This is a genomic window from Azospirillum endophyticum, assembly GCF_016595245.1.
Taxonomy (GTDB): Bacteria; Pseudomonadota; Alphaproteobacteria; order Azospirillales; family Azospirillaceae; genus Azospirillum; species Azospirillum endophyticum.
The window spans coordinates 18607-41806 of record NZ_JAENHM010000001.1; the positions used below are offsets into that span (position 1 = coordinate 18607).

General features: G+C 70.2%; 18 protein-coding genes. 11 read left to right on the forward strand and 7 right to left on the reverse strand.

Features of this window, described 5'->3' with window-relative positions:
• Positions 1 to 82: 82 nt before the first annotated feature.
• The 3 genes from JHL17_RS00085 to JHL17_RS00095 all read left to right on the forward strand — a co-directional run bounded on the left by JHL17_RS00085 (position 83) and on the right by JHL17_RS00095 (position 4637).
• On the forward strand, positions 83 to 3049 hold the full coding sequence (locus tag JHL17_RS00085) for an FAD-dependent oxidoreductase (RefSeq protein ID WP_200190019.1): 2967 nt from the start codon (positions 83 to 85) through the stop codon (positions 3047 to 3049).
• Positions 3050 to 3096: 47 nt separating this feature from the next.
• The gene (locus JHL17_RS00090; RefSeq protein ID WP_200190020.1) at positions 3097 to 3825 is read left to right on the forward strand and encodes an amino acid ABC transporter ATP-binding protein; all 729 of its coding nucleotides are present in this window, start codon (positions 3097 to 3099) and stop codon (positions 3823 to 3825) included.
• A 119-nt stretch (positions 3826 to 3944) separates the two neighbouring features.
• Positions 3945 to 4637, forward strand: coding sequence for a GntR family transcriptional regulator (locus JHL17_RS00095; protein ID WP_200190021.1), 693 nt, complete (start codon positions 3945 to 3947; stop codon positions 4635 to 4637).
• A gap of 33 nt (positions 4638 to 4670) precedes the next feature.
• On the opposite strand, the gene JHL17_RS00100 is transcribed toward JHL17_RS00095, so the two are convergent.
• From JHL17_RS00100 to JHL17_RS00115, 4 genes are all read right to left on the reverse strand, one after another.
• Entirely contained in the window at positions 4671 to 5039 is a 369-nt protein-coding gene (locus JHL17_RS00100; RefSeq protein ID WP_200190022.1) for a hypothetical protein, read from the reverse strand.
• Between the two features lie 132 nt (positions 5040 to 5171).
• A complete protein-coding gene (locus JHL17_RS00105) occupies positions 5172 to 6173 on the reverse strand; it encodes an endonuclease/exonuclease/phosphatase family protein (protein WP_200190023.1) in 1002 nt (333 codons plus the stop codon).
• A gap of 84 nt (positions 6174 to 6257) precedes the next feature.
• Complete coding sequence (locus JHL17_RS00110) at positions 6258 to 6908, reverse strand: chemotaxis protein (protein WP_200190024.1); 651 nt, start codon at positions 6906 to 6908, stop codon at positions 6258 to 6260.
• A 146-nt stretch (positions 6909 to 7054) separates the two neighbouring features.
• Entirely contained in the window at positions 7055 to 8566 is a 1512-nt protein-coding gene (locus JHL17_RS00115; RefSeq protein ID WP_247893215.1) for a D-alanyl-D-alanine carboxypeptidase, read from the reverse strand.
• A gap of 152 nt (positions 8567 to 8718) precedes the next feature.
• Here JHL17_RS00115 and JHL17_RS00120 point away from each other — a divergent pair, with 152 nt between their 5' ends.
• Positions 8719 to 10647 carry an FHA domain-containing protein gene (locus JHL17_RS00120; protein WP_200190026.1) on the forward strand — a complete coding sequence of 643 codons (1929 nt, stop codon included), beginning with the start codon at positions 8719 to 8721 and terminating at the stop codon, positions 10645 to 10647.
• A 4-nt stretch (positions 10648 to 10651) separates the two neighbouring features.
• Here JHL17_RS00120 and JHL17_RS00125 read toward each other — a convergent pair whose 3' ends face one another.
• The 3 genes from JHL17_RS00125 to JHL17_RS00135 form a co-directional block, all read right to left on the reverse strand.
• On the reverse strand, positions 10652 to 11887 hold the full coding sequence (locus JHL17_RS00125) for an MFS transporter (RefSeq protein ID WP_200190027.1): 1236 nt from the start codon (positions 11885 to 11887) through the stop codon (positions 10652 to 10654).
• A gap of 190 nt (positions 11888 to 12077) precedes the next feature.
• Entirely contained in the window at positions 12078 to 12812 is a 735-nt protein-coding gene (locus JHL17_RS00130; RefSeq protein WP_200190028.1) for a hypothetical protein, read from the reverse strand.
• Positions 12813 to 12911: 99 nt separating this feature from the next.
• A complete protein-coding gene (locus JHL17_RS00135) occupies positions 12912 to 13949 on the reverse strand; it encodes a sensor histidine kinase (RefSeq protein WP_247893216.1) in 1038 nt (345 codons plus the stop codon).
• Between the two features lie 295 nt (positions 13950 to 14244).
• Here JHL17_RS00135 and JHL17_RS00140 point away from each other — a divergent pair, with 295 nt between their 5' ends.
• The 7 genes from JHL17_RS00140 to JHL17_RS00170 all read left to right on the forward strand — a co-directional run bounded on the left by JHL17_RS00140 (position 14245) and on the right by JHL17_RS00170 (position 23158).
• Entirely contained in the window at positions 14245 to 15279 is a 1035-nt protein-coding gene (locus JHL17_RS00140) for a transporter substrate-binding domain-containing protein (RefSeq protein ID WP_200190029.1), read from the forward strand.
• A gap of 175 nt (positions 15280 to 15454) precedes the next feature.
• Positions 15455 to 16612 (forward strand): amino acid ABC transporter permease, encoded by a 1158-nt coding sequence (locus JHL17_RS00145; protein ID WP_200190030.1) that lies wholly within the window; start codon positions 15455 to 15457, stop codon positions 16610 to 16612.
• Entirely contained in the window at positions 16609 to 17784 is a 1176-nt protein-coding gene (locus tag JHL17_RS00150; RefSeq protein WP_200190031.1) for an amino acid ABC transporter permease, read from the forward strand. The genes JHL17_RS00145 and JHL17_RS00150 overlap by 4 nt, the downstream gene beginning before the upstream one ends.
• Before the next feature lie 22 nt (positions 17785 to 17806).
• Positions 17807 to 18550, forward strand: coding sequence for an amino acid ABC transporter ATP-binding protein (locus tag JHL17_RS00155; protein WP_200190032.1), 744 nt, complete (start codon positions 17807 to 17809; stop codon positions 18548 to 18550).
• A 34-nt stretch (positions 18551 to 18584) separates the two neighbouring features.
• On the forward strand, positions 18585 to 19292 hold the full coding sequence (locus JHL17_RS00160) for a response regulator (protein ID WP_200190033.1): 708 nt from the start codon (positions 18585 to 18587) through the stop codon (positions 19290 to 19292).
• A 549-nt stretch (positions 19293 to 19841) separates the two neighbouring features.
• Complete coding sequence (locus tag JHL17_RS00165) at positions 19842 to 22070, forward strand: methyl-accepting chemotaxis protein (protein ID WP_200190034.1); 2229 nt, start codon at positions 19842 to 19844, stop codon at positions 22068 to 22070.
• Positions 22071 to 22114: 44 nt separating this feature from the next.
• Positions 22115 to 23158 (forward strand): amino acid ABC transporter substrate-binding protein, encoded by a 1044-nt coding sequence (locus JHL17_RS00170; RefSeq protein WP_200190035.1) that lies wholly within the window; start codon positions 22115 to 22117, stop codon positions 23156 to 23158.
• Positions 23159 to 23200 lie beyond the last annotated feature (42 nt).

Sequence of the window (23200 nt, forward strand, 5' to 3'; positions counted from 1 at the left end):
ATCTGTATACAGGAATCCAGCGCATTTTGACGCCCCCTCGAAAAGCCGCTTTCCACCGCAATCCGGACACAGCCGACCGCCCATGCGCCTCGAACATCCAAGCGTCCGCCGCGACGGCGCCCCCATCGAGATCACCTATGACGGCGAGCGGATTCCCGCGCTGGCCGGGGAGACGGTGGCGGCGGCCTTGACGGCGCACGGCGTCGCCGCCTACCGCCACAGCCGCGACGGCGGGCGGCGCGGCCTCTATTGCGGCATGGGCGCCTGCTTCGAATGCCTGGTGACGGTGGACGGCAAGGCAAGCCAGCGCGCCTGCCTGACCAAGGTGGCCGACGGCCAGACCATCCGCTCGCAGCCGCCGGCGGGCACGCCGGAGGATCCGCTGGCCCCGCTGGTGCCGCCGCCGGTGGGCGAAGCGCCGGAGGAACGCGTGGTCGATGTGCTGGTGATCGGTGCCGGCCCGGCCGGTCTGGCCGCGGCGGAAGCGGCGGCGCGCCGTGGCGCCGGGGTGGTGGTGCTGGACGAGCGGCCGCAGAGCGGCGGGCAGTATTTCAAGCCGCTCGCCCCCTCGCACCGGGCCGACCGGCCGACCGACCGCCAGTTCCGCGCCGGCCTCGCCCTGCTCGACGCGGCGAAGGCGGCCGGCGCCGCCATCGTCCAGGAGGCGACGGTGTGGGGCGCCCATGCCCCCGACGAGGTGGTTGCCGTTATCGACGGACGCGAGACCGTCTACCGGCCGCGCCGGCTGGTGATCGCCGGCGGCGCCTATGAGCGGCCGGCGCCCTTCGCGGGCTGGACGCTGCCCGGCGTGATGACGACCGGGGCCGGCCAGACCCTGGCGCGCGCCTATCGCGTGGCGCCCGGCCGTCGGGTGGTGGTCGCCGGCAACGGTCCGCTCAATCTGCAACTGGCCTGCGAGCTGGTGCAGGGCGGGGTCACGGTCCTCGCCGTGCTGGAAAGCGCGCCGCGCCCGTCGCCCACCCAATGGCGGCAGATGCTGACCGCGCTGCGCGCCGCCCCCGGCCTGATCGGCGACGGCGCCCGCTACCTGCTGAGACTGCGGCACGCCGGGGTGCCGGTGCTGTGGGGGCACGGGGTGGTCGCGGCGGAGGGCGACGGCCGACTGGAGCAGGTGCGCTATGCCCCGCTCGGCTCCGACGGCGCTCCCCGGCTGGCCGAAGCCGTCACCGCGGCCGCCGACGCGCTGTGCCTCGGCTACGGTTTCATCCCCTCGACCGAGATCGCCCGCGCGCTCGGCTGCGCCCACCGGCTGGTCGAAGACCGCCATCTCGGCTATCTCGCCACCGAGATCGCGGTGGATGGCGCCACCAGCGTGCCGGGGGTCTTCGCCGTCGGCGACGGCGTCGATCTCGGCGGGTCGAAGGTGGCGCAGGCGCGCGGCACCCTCGCCGGCATCGCCGCCGCCACCCAGCTCGGCCTGACCGACGGCGACCCGGAGGAGGGCCGGCGGGCGCTGGCCCATCTGCGGCGGGCCGAGGGCTTCCAGGCAGCGCTGTGGTCGATCTACCAAGCGCCGCCGCCGCGGCTCGACACCGTGCCCGATGAGGCGATGCTGTGCCGCTGCGAGGAGGTCACCTTCGGCCGGGTCCGCGCCGAGATCGCCGCGGGCCATGACAGCCTCGCGGCGCTGAAGCGCAACACCCGGCTCGGCATGGGGCGCTGCCAGGGCCGCTATTGCGCGGCGACCGCCGCCCTGCTGCTGGAGCAGGCGACCGGCAGGAAGCGGGCGCCCGACCAGTATCTGGCGCCACGCCTGCCGGCCAAGCCGACGCCGGCCGGCGCCTTCGCCTTCGAGAAGCCGGAATGGGGCGGCCACCAGCGCGCCATCACCCCCAACCTCGCCCGCCCGCTGGAGGACGGCCCGCTGCCCGACCAGGAGGCCGAGATCCTGATCGTCGGCGGCGGCGTGGTCGGCTCCTGCCTCGCCTATTACCTGACCCAGGCCGGGCGCGACGTGCTGGTGGTCGAGCGCGGCGACACCAATTTGCAGGCGTCGGGCGCCAATGCCGGCAGCCTGCATGTCCAGCTGCTGTCCTTCGACTTCGGCGCCAAGGCCGAGGCGGGCGGCGGGCCGGCGGCGGCGACGCTGACGCTCGGCCCGCGCTCCATCGCCTTGTGGCGGGAACTGGAGAAGGCTTGCGGGGCCGACTTCGAGTTGGCCGTCACCGGCGGCCTGATGGTGGCGGACAGCCCGGCCGGCATGGAGTTCCTGCGCGCCAAGGCGGCGCTGGAGCGGCGATACGGCGTCGAGAACGCCATCATCGACGCGGCCGAGCTGCGCCGGCTGGCTCCCGCCCTGTCGGACGGGCTGATCGGCGCCGAATACGCCCCGCAGGAGGGCAAGATCAACCCGCTGCGGGCGACCTACGCGGTGCTGGAGCAGGCACGCCGCCAGGGCGCCCGCTTCCTGCGCGGAGTCAACGTCACCGGCATCGCCGCCGCTCCGGCGGTCACCGGCGTTGGTGGCGGCGGCTGGCGGGTCGAGACCTCGCGCTGCCGCATCCGCGCCAGGCAGATCGTCAACGCCAGCGGCCCGTGGGCGCGCGAGACCGGGCGGCTGGTCGGCATCGACGTGCCGGTGCACAGCGCGCCCCTGCAGATGATCGTCACCGAGCCGGCGCCCAAGCTGGTCAGCCAGCTCGTCGCCCATGCCGACCGCCATCTCAGCCTGAAGCAGGCGGTCACCGGCGGGCTGATCATCGGCGGCGCCTGGACTGCGGTCTTCGACCCGGCGCGGCGCTTCAACACGGTGTCGCGCTCCAGCATCGAGGGCAACCTGTGGGTCGCCCGCCATGTGCTGCCGCAGATCGCCGGACTGCATGTGGTCCGCGCCTGGGCGGCGATGAACATCAACATCGACGGCGCGCCGATCCTCGGCCCGGTGCCGGGATTGCCGGGCTTCTTCAACACGGTGACGTCCAACGGCTTCACCCTGGCGCCGGTCGTCGCCCGCATGACCGCCGACCTGCTGCTCGACGGCCGCACCGACATCGACCCGACGCCCTTCCTGATCGACCGGTTCCGCTGACCCGCCCGCTCATCCGTCCATCGCCCTCATCCGCAAGAGACTCCCCCATGATCGCCATCGAGAATGTCAGCAAGAACTACGGCACCTTCCAGGTCCTGAAGGACTGCACGACCACCGTGCGGAAGGGCGAGGTGGTGGTAGTCTGCGGCCCCTCCGGGTCGGGCAAGTCGACGCTGATCAAATGCGTCAACGGGCTGGAGCCCTTCCAGTCGGGCCGCATCCGGGTGGACGGCATGGATGTCGGCGCGCGGGGCACCAAGATGTCGGCGCTGCGCGCCCGCGTCGGCATGGTGTTCCAGAATTTCGAGCTGTTCCCCCATTTGACCATCATGCAGAACCTGACCCTGTCGCAGCGCAAGGTGCTGGGCCGCCAGACGGCCGAGGCCGAGGCGAAGGGCGAGGTGCTGCTGGCGCGGGTCGGGCTGGCCACCCAGGCGCACAAGTTCCCCGGCCAGCTGTCCGGCGGCCAGCAGCAGCGCGTCGCCATCGCCCGCGCCCTGGCGATGGATCCCATCGCCATCCTGTTCGACGAGCCGACCTCGGCGCTCGACCCCGAGATGATCAACGAGGTGCTGGACGTGATGGTCGAGCTGGCGAACGAGGGCATGACGATGATCTGCGTCACCCACGAGATGGGCTTCGCCCGCAAGGTCGCCGACCGGGTGATCTTTATGGACCATGGCAGCATCATCGAGGACTGCACCAAGGCCGAGTTCTTCGAGACCCAGCGCTCGGAGCGCGCCGCCCAGTTCCTCGCCAAGATCCTGCAGCACTGAAACCCGGCTGGGCGCGACGACGCACCCGACCCCACCGGTCAGACCGATCAGAACCTTTGCAGGACAACGGTTCGTCTGCTTTGTTAGGGAAAGATCAGCGTCAGGTGGCAGGACTTGGTATGAGCATGGACATGGACGCTCCGAAAGCGGACGGCCCGAAAGCCGCGACGCCGGCCGCCGCCGGAGTGAATCTGGCGAGCATGGCCTACCGCACCATCCTGGAGATGATCCTCGACCGCCGCATCCCCAGCGGCGAGGTGATCGTCGAAGACCGGCTGGCGACGGCGCTCAGCATCTCGCGCACGCCGATCCGCGAGGCGCTGGTGCGGCTGGCCAGCGAAGGGCTGATCCGCAAGGAGTTCAACCGCCCCTACCGGGTGCGCGAGGTCTCCAACCGCGAATATTTCCAGAGCATGCGCCTGCGCGAGATCCTGGAGGGGGAGGCGATCGCCGCCGCCGCGTCGCGGATCGACCCGGTCCGTTTGCAGGCGATGAAGGCCGAGATGCTGCGGCTGCGCGACGAGCCCAAGATCCGCTTCGAGGACCATTGGGCGGCCGACGAGGAACTGCACACCCTGATCGCCGAGGCGTCCGGCAACGCGGTGCTGGCGCAGATCATCCGCGACCTGCGGGTGACGACGCGCCTGTTCGAGCTGTCCGGCCTGCCGTCGCGCATCCGTCCCGATTGCGACGAGCATCTCGACGTCATCGCCGCGCTGGAGAGCGGCGACCCGGCAGAGGCCAGGGCCGCCATGGAACGGCACATCCGCAGCCTCGCCAAGGATGTGCTGAACGAGATCGCCAAGAGCTGACACCCGAGAGCCGATGCCGGGGAGAGGGGGCGATCACCCCGCCTTGCCGGCCGCCGCCTTCTCGTGATCCACCGCCTCCAGAATCCGCTGCAACGCCTCGGTGCTCAGGGTCGAGTCCATCGTCAGCCCATCCCCGAATTTGCGCAGCGCACCGATGACGCGGCGGCGGGCGACGAACTCGTCGTCGCCGGGCTCGAACGGCTCGACCACCGGGCCCTTGTAATAGCTGCCGCGGAAACTCCACTGGCGCCGGCCGTCGGCCCGCCATTCGCTGCCGTCGGACAGCACCATGCAGCGCCCCCCGTCGGTGTAGCGCTCCACCGTGGCGATGGATTGCGGAATGGACTGGCCGCTGCGGATGGTCACGCGGTCGCCGACGCGGAAGCTGGCGGCAGTGAACATGCTGTCTCCCTGAATGGCGCCGCGCCCTCTCAACGGGGCTGGAACGCCGCAAAAATCCCGAAGACGCTGTTTTCCACCAGTTGCGTCGCTGAATCCAGTGCGATGTCCCATAATCTCCCTCTTCCCCTCACCCTAACCCTCTCTTCGGGAGGAAGCGGGGATCTGGAGACTGAAGCTCGCCACCACCGGCGCGTGGTAGCTGACCGGCGACGGCTCGTCGGCATGGTCGACCTCGTCGGTCAGCTCCTCGTTGTGGATGGCGACGTCGCGCAGACGCTCGGTCAGCCTGGGCGAGGTCATCAGATGATCCAGCAGAACCGCCGTGCCGGCATGCAGCACGGTGTAGCGCCGCTCCTCCGGGATCGCCTGCTCCAGCGGCTCCAGCACGCGGTTCGCAAGCTCGGGATTGCCGGTGAAGTCGGGAGCGGCGCGGATGATGCGGACGGCGGTCTGCTCCAGGTCGGCGTTGCAGTCGCCGGCCACCACGATCAGCGCGTCGGGATCGGCATCGAACAGCCGGTCGACCGCCATGCGCGTCTCCAGCGCCTGCCCCGCCCGCTTGATCGAGGCGAGATAGAAGCCTTCCGCCCAGCCGGCCGCCGTCCTCCAGGTCTGGGCGCCGGCCTTCTGCCCCGGCACCGGGGCGGCGATCGGCGCGCGCAGATGCAGGTCGAGGACATGCAGGATGCGGCCGTCCGGCATCTCCACCTCGGCATGCAGCACCGGCCGGTCCCAGCCGACCTCGGTGTCCGTCTCCGGCACCGGGTCGGCGGTGGCGAGGCGCACGCGGGCCGGCGGGACGAGCTGATGGCGCAGCAGCCGCGCCGCCCTGATCGGCCAGCGGCTGACGATCACCGGGTTGTGGCGGTCGGCCGGCGACGGGGCGTCGCCCGCGGTGACGTGATAGCCGGCATAGCGCGTGCCTGCCAGCAGGCGGGTCAGCGCGCGCAGGGTCCGCGGCTCGCTCTTCACCGGATGCTGGGCGTCGACCTCCTGCAGGCAGAGGATGTCGGCCTCCAGCCGCTCCAGCTGCGGGCGCAGGGTGGCGATCCGCTCCTCGAAGGGCGGCTCGTCGGCATCGTCGTCCAGGTTTTCCAGGTTGAAGGTGGCGATCCGGAACAGCGTGTCGGCCATCAGGGACTCCGCGGAAGGACGGCGGGAGATCGGCAGCGGGAGATCGGAGGTGGGCGGTAAGGCCGGCGCTCCCGGTCGAGCTTATCAGAACAGCTCGACGTCGCCTTCGATCCGCGACTTTCGCAGATGCTCGATGTAGGACGATTCGTGGCGGGCGATGTCGTGCAGCGTCTCGTCGCCGATCAGCCGGCGCTGGCTGCGCCCGCTGGTGGGGAAGAAGCGCACCGCGCGCGGACTGACGCCGCCGACGTCCCAGCTGACGGTGGGGATGCCTTCCGTCGCCAGATACTCCATCACGAACTCGACGTTGCGCTGGCCGATATTGGCGGTGCGCAACGTGGTCAGGTTGACGTTGGCGCCGCCGAACAGCTTGGCGCGCAGCCGGTCGCGCCGGCCGGTGACGGCCAGCAGCCGGTTGATCAGATGCTCCATCGCCGTGGCGCCATAGCGCGACGACAGCGACAGCGTGTCGGTCCCGGCATCGGGCAGCAGGAAATGGTTCATCCCGCCGATCTCCGCCACCGGGTCGTACAGGCAGGCGGCGACGCAGGAACCCAGCGTGGTGGTGATGACGACGTTCGGGTCGTCGGTGACGACGCAGCCGCCGACGACGATGTTGACGACCTCCGCCCCCAGCCGCCGGTCGTGATAGCGGTTGGCTGCGACATCCTGACGTTCCAGCCGGCGGCGCAGGACGCTGCGCGCGGGTGAGGTGCCGGAACTGTCTGCCATCATCGGATCTGGGACTTTCTCTGCTGAACGCGGACGGATATGGGTCGGGCAGACGGACGATCCATCAATTTCGCGCCGATTTCCGGCAAATCAACATCGGGCCTGCATTTTGGCATATTCGATACGCTCACCCTTATGACCTATGTCAGTCAATAAGTGGAAACCCACCTCTCCAGAATTTCGCTCTGCAGCTTGCCGGCGCCGGCTGCCCAGGCGCGCGCCTCCGCGGGCGTGGCGGTCACCCGGCGGTCGAGCGCGGCGTCCATCGCCGCCCGGCGCGCCGGATCGGCGATGAACAGGACGAAGCCCATCGGCCGGCCGCCGGCAGCCGTCAGCAGCCCAGCCAGACCCTTGACGTAGGCCAGCGTGCCCGACTTGGCATGGACGCCGGGGGGCAGCGCCTTGCCGTCCTCCTCTCCCGGCAGCAGATCCCACAGGGCGGGTCCGCCGGCCCGCAGCAGCGCCGCCATCTGCCGCGGCGTGGCGCGCGACCCGGTGCCCAGCCCCGAATGGTTGGCCAGCCGCAGACCACTCCAGCCCTTCCCCTGCCCCGCCGCCATCGGCTGCCGGGTCAGCCAGCCTTGCAGCAGCGCCGCCGAGCGTTCCAGCGGGGGGGCGGGCATGTTCCGCCGGCCGATCTCCAGACTTGTCTCCAGCCGATCGGAGGCGGCCAGACCGATCACTTCCGCCGACAGATTGTTGGAATGGCGCAGCACCCCGCGCGCCAGCTCGGTCAGGGGGGGACTGTCCAGCGCCGCCAGCAGCGCCGCCCCGGCCGGGGCATGGCCGGCCTCCGGCACCGGCAGGGCGATGCCGGCATCGGCGGCCAGCCGGCGGAACAGCATGGCGGCGGCCAGCCCCGGCCGCGCCACCGGTACCCAGGCGGCCCCCGCCTCCCCCGCGGCCGGCGGCGCCATCAGCCAGCGGTCGGCACCATCCGGCAGCAGCGGGAAGCCGCCGGCCGCCATGGGCTTGACGGCGACGCTGTCCAGCGGCAGCCGGCCGGCATCGGCGACGGTCAGAACCTCCGGCCCGCCGATCCCGCCGGATCCGCGCCGCCAGCTCAGCAGGGCGCGGTTGTAGTTCAGCGACAGCGCCCCGACCCCGGTGTTGTAGGGAGCGGCCCAGGGCTGCCCGGAATCGATCTCCGCCAGTTCAGGCAGCAGGGCGGTGTCGTAGAGGAAGCGTCCCTCCACCCGCCGCAGTCCGGCGGCGGCCAGTCCGCCCAGCACTTGCAGCAGCCCTTCTGTCGCCAGCGCCGGATCGCCGCCGCCCTGCAGGATCAGGTCGCCGCGCAGCACCCCGCCGGCGAGCCCACCACCCATCGGCCCTCCGCTTCCCAGCAGCCGGGTGGTGAAGCGGTGGTCCGGCCCCAGCAGGGCCAGCGCCGCCGCCACGGTCGGCAATTTGGCCACCGACGCGGGAATGAAGGCGGTGTCGGCTGCCTGCGCCTCCACCACCCGTCCAGTGTCCGGATCGAACAGGACATAGCCGACCGACGCGCCGTCCGACGCGCCGGCCGCGGATGCCGCCAGCCCGGCCCCGGTACCGACCGCCGGCAGGACCATCGCCCCGAGCAGGCCGAGGAACGGCCGGCGGCCCAGCACCGGCCGGCGCGGGGCTTGGTGGGGCGTGCGGTCCGATGGGGAGCTTGCGGTCAAGGGCCGGGTCTTTCCGCTTCTGGTGGAAGCTTTCATAAAGTATTTTGGCCATAAAGTATTTTGCGGAAAAATCGCCGGAAATCGCGAACAAGGACGTAGCCGGGCGTGGCGCCGGCCATGCTGCTGGATGGGGCTGGCCAAGGGGGAACGGTATGGCGATGTCCAAGCGGCGCGAGGCGCGCTTCGAGGTGGTGGTCGAACAGGGCGGCAAGCCCAACATCGACGGCGTCTTCGACGACGAGAAGGCGGCGACGGAACGCGCCAACTTCCTGCTGCGCCTCGCCAAGTTCCCGGTGGTGCGCGTGGTGAAGGTCACCGGCACCGGGCGGGAAGAGACGATCTTCCAGAAATCCTCCTCCGGCGGTGCCAAACTCACCACCATCTCGCCGATCGAAACCGCCAGCCTCTGCACCGACGTGCTGCAGGTCTTCTCCTTCGACAGCCGGATGACCCTGCTGCGGCTGCTGCGCGGCTATTGGGACGACCAGGGCGTCATTCCGTCGGAACAGCTCCACCGCTACTACCCCTTGCGCTATTTCGAACGCGAGGCGCTGCTGTTCAACCCGGCGGTCAGCCGGCTCGCCGCCATCCAGGCGCCGATGCTGGGGCTGAAGCCGCATGAGCGCTACGACCAGATCATCCGCCTGTTCGCCGCGCTGAAGGATCTCGCCCAGAAATCCGACACGCTGGCCCCCTTCGATCAGGCGCTGATGCGCGGCGGGATTTCCGGACTGCTGCTGGCCGCCCTCGACCGTCCGGCGGAGGAGCGCGACCGCATCGTCACCCATGCCTTCGGCACGCTGCTGGAACCGCACCGCGAGTGGGGCGCCAAGCTGGCCGCCGTGCTGCGCCTGCACCAGGAGGAGGACGGCGAGACCACCCGGCTGGTCGACGAGGTCGCGGCGGAGATCACCGACGGTCGGGAACCGATCCGTGCCCTGATCGGCTATGCGCCCGACCTCGCCTCCGCCCTCCTGGCGCTGCTGGCGGCGCTGCGCGGCGACCTGGACGACCGGCTGCCCCACACCGAACCGCTGCTGGCCCTGTCGAACGCCCTGGCGTCCGACGGAACGGGGCTGGGCTTCGCCCGGACGCGCGAGGCGCTGCTGCACCGGATCCGCGGCGGGCTGGACGGGCTGACGCCGTTGACCCGCACCGGGGCGGCCAGCGACGCCCGCGCCTTTTCCGCCATCGTCGACGGCATGGTCGGCTTCGACGGCTTCATGGGCGGCCCGGCGATGGCGGAGTCGCTGACCCGCCGCGGCAAGACGGTGTGGGCGGCCGGCGGCAGCGACCTGCCCTTCGAGGAGACGATGATGCGGCTGGCCGGCCGCTTCGACACGGCGGCGGGACGACTGGGCTATCTGCTCGACCTCGGCGCCAGCCCCTACGGCCACAAGAAGATCAGCACCGTCATCCAGCGCGTCGCCGACGAGTTCAACCGGGTGAAGTCCGCGGCGGAGCTGGCGGCCCCCGGCGCCTCCATCCAGGAGGTGCGGGAGGGGCTGGGACGCCGCCTGCGCGCCGCCGGCATCCCGCGGGCGCTGGCCGACGGGCTGATCGCCAAGATCGCCACCATTCCCGACGACCGCCGCGTTTCGGTGTCCGGCACCGGCGTGGTGGCGGGAGAGCGCAGCGGATCCCGGCCGACGCCCCGACCGCCGGCCCGGGCGATGTCCCAGGCAAGGGCCCAGGCGCCGGACGTGACGGTCGACGTCCAGCCACCGGCCAAGCCGGCCCCCCGCCTGACCCTGAGCTATCAGGGCCGGACGGTGGCGCTGCCCGATGCCGGCGGCGACGTCGTGATCGGCCGCGCCGCGGACTGCGGCATCGTGCTGGACCATGCCTCGGCCTCGCGCCGCCATGCGGCGGTGCGGCTGCGCGACGGCGCCTTCACGCTGGAGGATCTCAGCCGCAACGGCACCCGGCTGGTGCCGCAGGCCGGCGAGCAGCGCCTGCTGAAGCTGGGCGACGTGGTGCCGCTGTCCGGCCGGGGGGAGATCGTCATCGGCTCCCTCGACCTCGGCGAACATCCGGCCCGCATCGCCTGGACCATATCGGGAGACAGGGCGGGGCGCTGAAGACTCAGTCCCCGGCGCAGGCTTCGGCCAGCCGGGCAGTGGCGGCACGCTCGTCCAGCATCGCCACCCCCCACACCGCCAGCCCACAGAGCGCCAGCGCGGCGCCGACCCAGCCGACGGAGGCCCAGCCCCAGCCGGCGGCGATCGCCATGCCGCCGAGCCAGGGGCCGAGCGCGTTGGCGGCGTTGAAGGCGCTGTGGTTCAGCGCCGCGGCCAGCGTCTGCGCATCCTCCGCCACATCCATCAGCCGGGTCTGCAACGGGGTGCCGAGCCCGCCGCCGCAGCCGATCATGAAAACGACGGCCGACACCAGCCAGATGTTGCCGACGGCGAAGGGATAGAGCGCCAGCGACCCGGCGCTCCACAGCAGGATGAAGGCGACGGTCGGCATCAGGGCGCGGTCGGCGGCCCAGGCGCTGACCAGCGTGCCGACGGTCATGCCGGCGCCGAACACCGCCAGAACGACGGGCACCACCGCCGGCGACACCTGCGTCACCTCCATCAGGGTGGAGGCGACATAGGTATAGACGGCGAACATGCCGCCGAACCCGATGGCGCCGATGCCCAGCGTCAGCCAGACCTGCCGCCGCTTCAGCGCGCCCAGCTCGCGCAGCGGGCTGGCGTTCGGGTGCGGGCGGTCGTTGGGGGCGAAGCTCCAGACCAGCACCACGGTCAGCAGGGCCAGCAGCCCGACGACGCCGAAGCCCCAGCGCCAGCCCAGTGCCTGGCCGATCCAGTTCGCCATCGGCACGCCGACGATGGTCGCCACCGTCAGCCCCAGCATGGTGCGCGCCACCGCCTGCGCCCGGCGCTGCGGCGGCACCAGCGAGGCGGCGACCAGGGCGGCCACGCCGAAATAGGCGCCGTGCGGCAGGCCGCTCATGAAACGGAAGGCCAGCATCCAGCCGTAGGAGGGTGAGAAGGCGCTCGCCACGTTGGCGACGGCGAAGACCGCCATCAGCCCGATCAGCAGGGTCCGCCGTGGCAGCCGCGCCGCCAGCACCGCGATCACCGGTGCCCCCGCCACCACGCCCAGCGCATAGGCGCTGATGACGTGGCCGGCGGTCGGCTCGTCGATGCCGAGGCCGCGGGCGAAATAGGGCAGCAGGCTCATCGTCGCGAATTCGGTCGTCCCGATGGCGAAGCCGCCCATGGCGAGCGCCAGCAGCACCAGCCCGGGATGGGCCGAGGCCAGCTGTGGCTCGGCACGCCTGTCGCCGTTATGGCCGGCAGAAGCCATGGTCGTCTCTCCGCTGTCGCCGCTGGATGAGGAATGGGAGGGCCCGGCGGCGGGGGGAATCGGAAGCGGCCGGGCGGAGGTCAGGATATTTGCCATCCCCCCGCTGAGGCAATCCGCCGCAGGCCGTCAATTCCGCAGATGCGAGATGAGCGATGAACATGGCTCGGGGGAAGGGGTTTCCCGCCCGCCCCTACAGGAGATCCTTGAACAGCAGCTGCGCCGGCGCCTCGGCCGCCTTGCCCTGCTTGCGCGCGCCGGCCTTTCCCTTCGGCTTGTCCTTGCCCTTGGCGGGCTGCTCCACCGGCATCTCCGGCGCCGCCATCGGCATCGGCAGTTCGGCCGGCGGTTCCGCCGGCTCCGGCACGGCGGCCTCGGGCGATGCAGTCTTGGACGATGTGGTCTCGGGCGATGCGGTCTCGGACTGTGCGGGCTCCGGCGCGGCGGCGACCTCCGCCGCCGGCTCCTCGGCCGGCGCGACGGCCTGCGGCTCCGTCGGCACCGCCTCGGGCGGCAATCCCGGTGCGACCTCGGGCACCGCCTCCACCTTCGTTTTCTTCTTCCGCGACGGCCGGCTCGGCGCGATGCCGACGCCCTCCTTGGCGCGCTGCTTGGCCTTGTCTCTGGCCTGGGCTTCCGGGGCCGCGGGGTCGTCGCTCAGCCATTTGCGGCGCTTGATGACCTCGTTCACCCGGCCCTGGTTCACCCCCAGCTGGAAGGCGATCTCCTGCTGGGTCATGTTGGTGGTCTCGTGCAGGTGCAGGATCTCGGTGGCCAGTTCCGGCGTCATCTTGCGCCCGGTCAGGCGCCGGGCCGGGCGGACCGAACGCTGGGTGCGGTCGCGCGCCCTCAGGGACTCCAGGATCTCCAGCGCAGCCGTGTTGCCCGCCGCCTTCAGCGCGTCCTCGAATTCCTTCAGTGTCGCCATAACCCCCTCCCGCTGTCGCCGACCGGTCCCCGCAGCAACCGGCAGGATCACAGATAGTTCGGCCCTTGGCGACGGAAAAGCCCAAGTCGGGTGCGCCGGTCAAGCCGGAAAGCGCAACTCGATCCGCGTTCCGGTGTCGTCGGCGCGGCCGTAGCTCAACTGGCCGCTCAGCTGGGCGGCCAGGCTCTGGATGATCTTCCAGCCCAGGCTGGACAGATGCTGGACGTCGAATCCCTCGGGCAGGCCGATGCCGTCGTCCGCCACCAGCAGGCGCAACTGGCCGGTCCGGTCCGGCAGCGCATGCAGTTCGACGGTGACGATGCCGCCGTCGCGGCCGGCGAAGGCGTGCTTCAGGCTGTTGGTCAGCGCCTCAACGATCAGCAACGCCAGCGCCAGCAGCCGTTCGGGCGATTGCGGCGCCGCCTGCACCGCCACGCGGCAGACGATGCCGGGCGCCCCGGCCGCCGCCAGCAGATCCTGGCACAGACCTTCGACATGGCTGCCGAAATCGTCGCCGGAGCGCGGGTCGTGCAGACGCCGATGCACCTGCGCCATGGTGTGGAGCCGCCGCCCCGCCTCTTCGAGCGCCGCCACCGCCCCTTCCGGCGAGCGCTCGACCGACCGCCTCTGCAGGTCCAGCAGGGCGGAGACGAACTGCATGTTGTTGGCGACCCGGTGCTGCAGCTCGTGGAACATGGTGGTCTGTGCGTCCAGCAGGGAGGCGGTGCGGCCGCGCTCCTCCTGCAATCGGGCCAGCGTCGTCTGCATGCCGTGGATCAGCGCGACGTCCACCGTGACCACCACCGCATAGAAGGCCAGCGCCAGCGCGACCGACGCGTCCAGCGCGAAGGACTCGTAGGGCGGAATGAAGAAGTACCAGGCCGCCCCCCCCGACAGCACCCCCGCCGCCACCCCGGGACCCCGCCCGGCCATGAAGGCGGTGAGGATCACTGCCGGGAAGAAGGTGAGAAAGGGAAAACCCGACGCCATGGTGCCATCGACGGCAAGGCGCAGCAGCAGGGCGGCGGCGGTGGCCAGCACGGCCATGCCGTAACGCGCTATCGGACCCCGCCGCAGCAGCGAAAAACGCGCGATCCATTGCCAGACCGGCCGATCGGACCCCATCGACGTCGACATCCCCGCAATTCCGGCCTCTGGATATATGACCGGTTCCTATCGCTTGTAGGGCCGGCCGAAAGCCGGCGCACGTTAAATATCGGCCGGACGGCGTGACCATTCGCGGGCGAAGCCCGGCGGCCGGACTCGCCGCCTGGGAAGCCGATCCGTCCAAAGCTGTTCACATCTCCGCCACAACCGTTCATGCCGGGCGGGCACTTTGTTCAATCCACGGAGCGATTGTGGCCACACGCGGCGGCCGGAGCCTTTCGCCCCGGCGCCCCTGGAAAGACCAAGGCTGAAGGAGCCACGCCCCGTGAAGTCCCATCTGAGCGCGCTCGCCATCGCGGCCACCCTGTCCGTTTCCGCCCTCGTCCTCTCCGGTACCGCCCAGGCCGGCGCCACCTTCGACGGCGTGAAGCAGAAGGGCTACGTCCAGTGCGGCGTCAACCTGGGCCTGTACGGCTTCTCCGCCCCGGACGACAAGGGCAAGTGGTCGGGCCTGGACGTCGACATGTGCCGCGCCGTCGCCGCCGCGATGTTCGGCGATGCCGAGAAGGTGAAGTACACCCCGCTGTCGGCCCAGCAGCGCCTGCCGGCGCTCCAGTCCGGCGAGATCGACCTGCTGGCCCGCAACACCACCCGCACCCTGACCCGCGACACCGCCAACGGCCTGAACTTCGCGCCGACCAACTACTATGACGGCCAGGGCTTCATGGTGTCGGCCAAGCTGGGGCTGAAGAGCGCCAAGCAGCTGAACGGCGCCACCGTCTGCGTCCTGCCCGGCACCACGACCGAGCAGAACGTGTCGGATTACTTCCGCGCCAACAAGATGACCTTCAAGCCGGTCGTCATCGAGAAGAACGAGGAGCTGAACAAGGCCTTCTTCGCCGGCCGTTGCGACGCCCTGACCTCCGACGCCTCGCAGTTGGCGGCCATCCGCGCCGCCGAGGTGCAGAACCCCAACGACTACGTCATCCTGCCCGAGCTGATCTCCAAGGAGCCGCTGTCCCCGGCCGTCCGCCAGGGCGACGAGGAGTGGATGAACCTGGTCACCTGGGCCTTCTACACGATGGTCCAGGCCGAGGAGAAGGGCCTGACGTCGGAGACCGTCGACGCCGCCATGACCTCCCCCGACCCGGACGTGAAGCGCCTGCTGGGCGTCACCGCCGGCAACGGCAAGGCGCTGGGCGTCGAGGAGAACTGGGCCTACGCCATCATCAAGCAGGTCGGCAACTACGCCCAGAGCTATGAGCGCAACGTCGGCGCCGGCTCCAAGCTGAAGATGCCGCGCGGCCAGAACGCCCTCTACACCGAAGGCGGCCTGATGTACGCGCCGCCGATGAAGTAAGGCCGCGTATTGCCCCCACCCTAACCCTCCCCCGCCCTCGGCCGGCCAGAGGCCGGTCCGATCGCAGGGGAGGGAACTCCGCCGCCCTACGACAGACTCCCTCCCCCGCCCAGCGGGGGAGGGCCGGGGTGGGGGCAAGTGTCTGCCTGCCTCACTCCCCCGCACGGAGAACACCATGACAAACCCGGTCCAGGCGCTGAACTCCGCGCGCGTGCGGGGGTGGCTGTATCAGGCGCTGTTTCTGGCCTGCACCCTCGCCGTCGCCTGGTATCTCGTCTCCAACACGCTGACCAACCTCGCCACCCGCGGCGTCGCCACCGGCTTCGGCTTCCTCCAGCGCGAGGCCGGATTCGAGATCGGCGAGAGCCTGCTGCCCTATTCCGCCTCCGACACCTATCTGACGGCGTTGGTGGTCGGCCTGCTGAACACGCTGGCGGTGTCGGCCGCCGGCGTCGTGCTGGCGACCGTGCTGGGCGTGCTGATCGGCATCGGGCGGCTGTCGTCCAACTGGATGGTGAACCGCTTCGCCACCCTGTATGTCGAGACGGTGCGCAACGTGCCGCTGCTGCTGCAGCTGGTGGTCTGGTACACGATCCTGAACCGGCTCCCCAGCCCGCGGGAGGCGCTGGAGGTGCTGCCGGGCATCTTCCTCAGCAACCGCGGCATGAAGTTCCCGGTCCTGGTGGAGCATGCCGGCCATGGCTGGATCCTGCTGGCCCTGCTCGCCGGCATCGCCGCCGCCATCGCCGCCGTCCGCTACGGCCGCCGCCACCGCGAGGCCACCGGCAAGCCCTTCCCCACCCTGCCGGCCGTCATCGCCGCCCTGCTGCTGCCGCCGGCCGCGGCGTTCATCACCACCGGCGCGCCGCTCGCCTTCGACGTGCCGGTCCTGGCCGGCTTCAACTTCGAGGGCGGCGGGGCGGTCACCCCGGAATTCACCGCGCTGCTGATCGGCCTGTCGGTCTACACCGCCGGCTTCATCGCCGAGATCGTGCGCTCCGGCATCCTCGCCGTGCCGCATGGCCAGACCGAGGCCGGGCTGGCGCTGGGCCTGTCGCCGGGCAAGATCCTGCGCCTCGTCATCCTGCCGCAGGCGCTGCGCGTCATCGTGCCGCCGCTGACCAGCCAGTATCTGAACCTGACCAAGAACAGCTCGCTGGCCGTCGCCATCGGCTATCCGGATCTGGTCAGCGTCTCCAACACCTCGGCCAACCAGACCGGACAGGTGGTGGAGGCGGTGGCGATGATGATGGTCGTCTACCTCATCATCAGCCTCGCGATCTCCGGCTTCATGAACTGGTACAACCGCCGCGTGGCCCTGGTGACCCGATGAGCAAGCATTCCCCCGCCGATCAGGCCCCGATCCCCACCGCTCCCGTTCCCCCCGCCCATTGGGCCGCCTCCTACGAGGAGGAACCGAGCCAGGCCTCGACCCCGCCGCAAGCCAACGGCATGACGGCGCTGAAGCCCTTCGGCTGGGCGAAGGACAACCTGTTCAACACCCCGCTGAACACGGCGCTGACCGTCGCCTGCCTGGTGCTGCTGTGGCTGGTGGTGCCGCCGATGGCGAACTGGCTGCTGCTGAACGCCAGCTGGTCCGGCAGCTCGGAAGCCTGCCGCGAGGCGGCCGGCGCCTGCTGGTCGGTGATCGTCGTCAAGCACCGGCTGATCTTCTTCGGCACCTATCCCTACGACGAGCAGTGGCGCCCCTTCCTGGCCTGCGCCCTGTTCGTGGCGATGCTGGGCGCCAGCGGCGTCCGCGCCTTCTGGCGGCCCTGGCTGGCCGGTGCCTGGGCGCTGACCCTGGTCGGCATGGGCGTGCTGATGTGGGGCGGCGTCGCCGGCCTGACCTATGTGCCGAACGACCGCTGGGGCGGGCTGCCGATCACGCTGATGCTGTCGGTCTTCTCCATCGCGCTGGCCTTCCCGCTGTCGATCCTGCTGGCGCTGGGCCGCCAGTCGTCGCTGCCGGCCATCCGCACCTTCTGCGTCGGCTTCATCGAGGCGATGCGCGGCGTGCCGTTGGTCAGCGTGCTGTTCATGGCGTCGGTGATGTTCCCGCTCTTCCTGCCGGAAGGCGTCACCGTCGACAAGCTGCTGCGCGCGCTGGCCGGCATGACCCTGTTCACCGCCGCCTATCTGGCCGAGGCGGTGCGCGGCGGGTTGCAGGCGATCCCCAAGGGCCAGTACGAGGCCGCCGACGCGCTCGGCCTCGGCTACTGGCAGAAGACGATGCTGATCGTCCTGCCGCAGGCGCTGCGCATCGTCATTCCGCCCATCGTCAACCAGTTCATCAGCGCCTTCAAGGACACCTCGCTGGTCACCATCGTCGGCCTGTACGACCTGCTGACCGCCGCCACCGTGGCGACGACCGACCCCGAATGGCGTCCCTATTTCGCCGAGGTCTATGTCTTCGCCGGGCTGATGTTCTGGATCTTCTGCTTCAGCATGTCGCGCTACAGCCAGTGGCTGGAGCGTCTGGCCAACCGCTACACCCGCCGCTGACCCGTCCTCTGGAGACCGAGCAATGACCGAGACCGCCATCATCGAACTCCGCAAGGTCGGCAAGTGGTACAACAGCTACCACGCGCTGCGCGACGTCAGCCTGTCCGTCGCCAAGGGCGAGAAGGTCGTCGTCTGCGGCCCGTCGGGCTCGGGCAAGTCGACGATGATCCGCTGCATCAACCGGCTCGAGGCGCACCAGACCGGCCATATCGTCGTCGACGGCATCGAGCTGACCGACGACGTCAAGGCGGTGGAGAAGATCCGCCGCAAGGTCGGCATGGTGTTCCAGAACTTCAACCTGTTCCCGCACCTGACCGTCCTGCAGAACCTGACGCTGGCCCCGATCTGGGTCCGCGGCATGGCGAAGTCCGAGATCGAGGAAATCGCCATGATGTACCTGAAGCGGGTGCGCATCCCCGACCAGGCGCACAAGTTCCCCGGCCAGCTTTCCGGCGGCCAGCAGCAGCGCGTCGCCATCGCCCGCGCGCTGTGCATGCGCCCGGAGATCATGCTGTTCGACGAGCCGACCTCGGCGCTCGACCCCGAGATGGTGAAGGAGGTGTTGGACGTCATGACCGAGCTGGCCGGCGAGGGCATGACCATGGTCTGCGTCACCCACGAAATGGGCTTCGCCCGGCAGGTCGCCGACTCTATTGTCTTCATGGCCGAAGGCTCGATCATCGAGAGCGGGTCGCCGGCCGAATTCTTCGAGAACCCGAAAAGCGAGCGCACCCGCCAGTTCCTGGGCCAGATCCTGGAGCATTGAGGCGGTAAGGCGCGAGGAAGCGGACAAAAGGCCCATGCCGGCGACCATTGCCATCACCGACGACGACGCGGTGACGCGCGAGACGCTGAAGTCCTACCTCATGGACGAGGGCTTCGACGTCCTGCTGGCCCGCAGCGCGGAGGAGCTGAAGGATCTGCTGGCAACCGCCGCGGTGGACCTCGTGCTGCTCGACATCCGGCTGCCGCGCCAGGACGGTCTGACCCTGACCCGCGAGCTTCGCGCGGTGTCGGAGATCGGCATCATCCTGGTCAGCAGCCGGGCGGAGAAGCTGGACCGCATCATCGGGCTGGAGATGGGGGCCGACGACTACATCGCGAAGCCCTTCGAGCCGCGCGAGATCCTGGCCCGGGTGCGGAACCTGCTGCGCCGGCTGAAGGCGCCGGGCGACCAGCGCGACGACCGCCGGCGCAGCTTCGCCGGCTGGACGTTGTGGCTCGACCGCATGCGCCTGACCGACCCGCAGGGCAATCCGGTGCGGCTGACGGGGGCGGAGTTCGAACTGCTGTCGACCTTCGTCTGCAGCCCCGGACGGGTGATGAACCGCGACTATCTGCTGACGGCGACGACGCGGCGCAAGACCGACGCCACCGACCGCACCATCGACAGCCTGGTCCGCCGCCTGCGCCGCCTGATCGAGACCGACCCCGCCGACCCCCGGCTGATCGTGACCGTCCACGGCACCGGCTACCTGTTCGCCGGCGACGTCACGCAGGACGGGTGAGGAGTTCTTCGAACCGGCCAGGATCCCCTCTCCCCCCCCCGGGGAGAGGGTTAGGGTGAGGGGGACGCGCGGCGAGGATCTTCAAGAGCCGCGCACTCCCCATTCGCCACCGAATCCACCCTATGCATCCCCCTCACCCCGCCCCTCTCCCCGGGGGGAGAGGGAGAACTACCCCGAGCAAACTCCCCCGTCGCCTCAGTCTCGCGGCGGCCACGCGCTCGGCAGCCTGGGCCACGGGAATCGCGAAAATTTTTCGCCGTTCCCGTGGCCATATTTTTATGCATCAGGCCGGACGATCCGCCTGTTTTAAAGTCAACCCGCCACAAGCGGCGGCTTTTCATCTTTGCATCCCCTCCAAAATGGAAGTCACGGATCGTTCATCTGCTGAAAAAATCACCGTGTTCTTTTTCTCCGGGCGCTTCACTTGTCTCAAATGCAAACAAAAAGACACGAACTGTTCACAATTTGACGCTAAACCGTTCAAAGGGCCCTGCGACGATGTGCGCGTAGCAATCCGTGAAACCGTTATTGGCGGCGGGGGTTTGGGGCATGACGGCGATCTCGACGAAGGCAGGCGTGACGAAGGCGGGCGGCTCCCTGGACGAGGGCGGCACCCGATACCGCTTCTGGACCCTGCGCCGCGCCATGGTGTCGGTGGTGGGCGTGCTGGTGGCGGCGCTGATCGCCAGCCAGGCCTGGGTGTCGCAACGCTACACCGACTTCGCGCTCGCCACCTTCGACAGCAGTGCGTCGGCGACCCTGCGCGTGCTCGCCAACGACCGCATCCGCAAGAACTACACGGACTGGCTCCAGGGCCATGCCAACGAATGGAGCCGCGACGCCTTCCTGGTCGACAGCATCAACCAGAAGGATCCGGCCAAGACGATGCTGGCGCTGAAGAACATCAACGCGCGGCCCGTGGTGGTCGACCGCGAGGTGCGGCTGCTCTCGGTCGCCGTGTTCGACGCCGAGATGACCCGCGTCGCGACGACCGGCGGGGAGCAGGACAGCGTCGCCACCGTCGCCCCGCTGTTCGAGGCGCTGAAGGCGCGCGAGATCGCCGACAAGCGCCGCCCGGCCAGCCTGCTGTGGCGCGACGGCCAGGGCCGGCCGCTGTTCAGCATGATCGTCCCCATCGGCGGCTTCCGCGTCCTGGGATTCCTCGAGGTGGTGACCGACCCGCTGCCCGCCCTGTCCAGCCTGGGCGCCGTTCTGGACGCCGACATCCGCTTCACCGATGGCAAGGGCGGGGTGCTGTTCGAGGCCAAGGGCAATGAGCCGTCGGCCCATGCCCAGCTCTCCACCACCACCGTCTCGCTCGGCGGCGACGGCGGCCTGCCCTGGGCGACGGCCGAGATCTCGCGCGACGTCTCCGACTTCGTCGGTGCGACCGAGGCCCTGCGCGACGACGCCCTGAAGATGGTCGCCGCCTTCGCCCTGGCCGTCGCCATCGCCGCCGCCCTGCTTCTGCGCGTCGCCGTCTTCGCCAACCTGCGCAAGTTCGCCCGCGCCATGGAGCAGATCGCCGCCGGCGATCTGTCGATCGAAGTCCCCCGCACCGGCCGCGACGAGTTGGCGGTGATGGCGACGGCGCTCCGTCACCTGCGCGGCAGCGTCGAGCAGGTGCTGCTGATGAAGCGGATGGTCGACAGCAGCCCGGTCCCGACGGCGCTCCTGCGCACCGATGGTCAGGTGGGTTTCGTCAACCCCGCCGCCCGGACCTTCTGCGAGGCGCACGGCATCGACCCGGCCGGTCCCGACCTGCTGGCCCAGGGGCCGGACTTCACCGCCGCCTGCACCGACCCCGCCCGCCCGCCGATCCCGCGCCGCACCCTGACGGTGGACGCGACGACGGTGGAGGCCCATGTCGATACCGTGTTCGACGACCAGGGCAACGTGCTGGGCAAGACCCTGTCCTGGACCGACGTGTCCGAACAGATGCGCTCCGCCGCCCTGGCCCGCCAGCTGATGGACGAGGTGCATCAGGTGGCGTCGGGCGTCGCCACCCAGTCGGGCCAGCTGCGCGAGCTGGCTGACGCGCTGCGCCGGGAATCGGCCGGCACCATCGACAGCACGGTCAGCGCCGGCAGCTTCGTCGCCGAGAGCAACCGCAACGCCAACACCTGCAACGACAGCGCGGAGATGCTGATGGACACCATCGGCAGCGTCTCCAGCCTGGCGACCGAGGCGGCCGGGGTGGTCGGCGCCACGCTGGGCGAGCTGACCGCCGCCCGCGAGGTGGTCGGCCAGCTTGGCGAGAACACCGACCAGATTCGCCGCATCGTCGACGTCATCACCGGCATCGCCCACCAGACCAAGCTGCTGGCGCTGAACGCCACCATCGAGGCGGCGGTCGCCGGCGTGGCCGGACGCGGCTTCGCCGTGGTGGCGGCAGAGGTGAAGAAGCTGGCGGAGGAGACCGCCAACGCCACCGTGCAGATCGCCAGCTCGGTCGGCGCCATCAACGGCAGCATCCAGAACACCGTCGGCAGCTTCGCCCGCATCTCCGGCTCGGTCGAGCGCATCAACGAGGTGCAGGACCTGATCGGCGAGGCGGTGGCCCGCCAGACCGCCTCCTCCACCGACATCCGCAGCCGCGTCGGCGTGATCGCCGGCAACACCGGCGAGGTGGCGTCCCTGATCGACGGCGTCAACGCCCAGGCGTCGCGCACCGGCGACATCGCGGCCTCGCTGACCCGGACGGCGAACACGCTGGCCGAGGAAGCCGCTTCGCTGCATAGTCTGCTCGGCACGCTGCGCGCCGGGCAGGCCGCCTGATCCCGCCCGCCGCAAGGGTGCGGCGGATGAGGCGGATCTGGGGGATGGGTGTCGGGATGCGGCTGGTGTTGCTTCTGCTGCTGGCGCTGGTGCTGGCCCCGCCGGCACTCGCCCCATCGGCGCTGGCCGGGGACGGCGACACGCTGGAGCGCATCCACGGCCGCGGCTTCCTGGTCTGCGGCCTGCGCAGCGGCGTCAGCGGCATCTCCTTCTCCGACCCGCAGGGGCATCTCGACGGCTTCCTGGTCGATGTCTGCCGGGTCTTCGCCGCCGCGACGCTGGGCAACGCCCAGGCGATCCGCGTCGTCCGCCTGCCGGAAAAGCCGCAGGAGTTCCAGGCGGTGGAGAAGCACGAGGTCGACGTGGCGCTGACCACCACGACCTGGACCTTCAGCCGCGAGCTATCGCACGACATCGAGTTCCTGATGCCGCTGCTGCACGACGGCCAGGGCTTCGCCATCCACAGCGACGCCACGCCACCACCGCCGCTCGACCGGCTGGGTCCACGCACCGTCTGCGTCAAGACCGCCACCACCACGGTCCGCAACCTTGAGGACCATATCCGCAAATCCGACCTGCCCTGGACGATCCGCACCTTCCAGACGCTGGACGAGGCTTTGCAGGCCTTCCTCGCCCATGAATGCGACCTGCTGACCACCGACCGCACGGTGCTGGTCACCTCTCTGGCCGGCTACCGGCAGGCGGGGATGAACATCTATATCTACCCCGACGTGATCTCGCGCGAGCCGCTGACGCCCTACATCGCGCGCGGCGACCGCAACTGGTACGACATCACCCGCTGGGTCCTCCACGCCATCGTCCTGGCCGACGCGAAGGGCGTCACCGCGGCGGACGTGCAGGCCGGCCGCATTCCCGACGACCCCGAGCTGCATCGCATGCTGGGCCACGCCGGCAGCGTCTCCCGCACGCTCGGCCTGCCCGACGACTGGGCCTTGCAGGCCTTGGCCCAGGTGGGGAATTACGGCGAGATCTTCGACCGCAACCTGGGCGTCCCCTACGGCATGGACCGCGGCCAGAACAAGCCCTGGACCCAGGGCGGCCTGCTCTACGCGCCGCCGTTTAGGTGAAAAATGCCCTCTCCCGCCCCGGGAGAGGGAGGGACCCGCCGC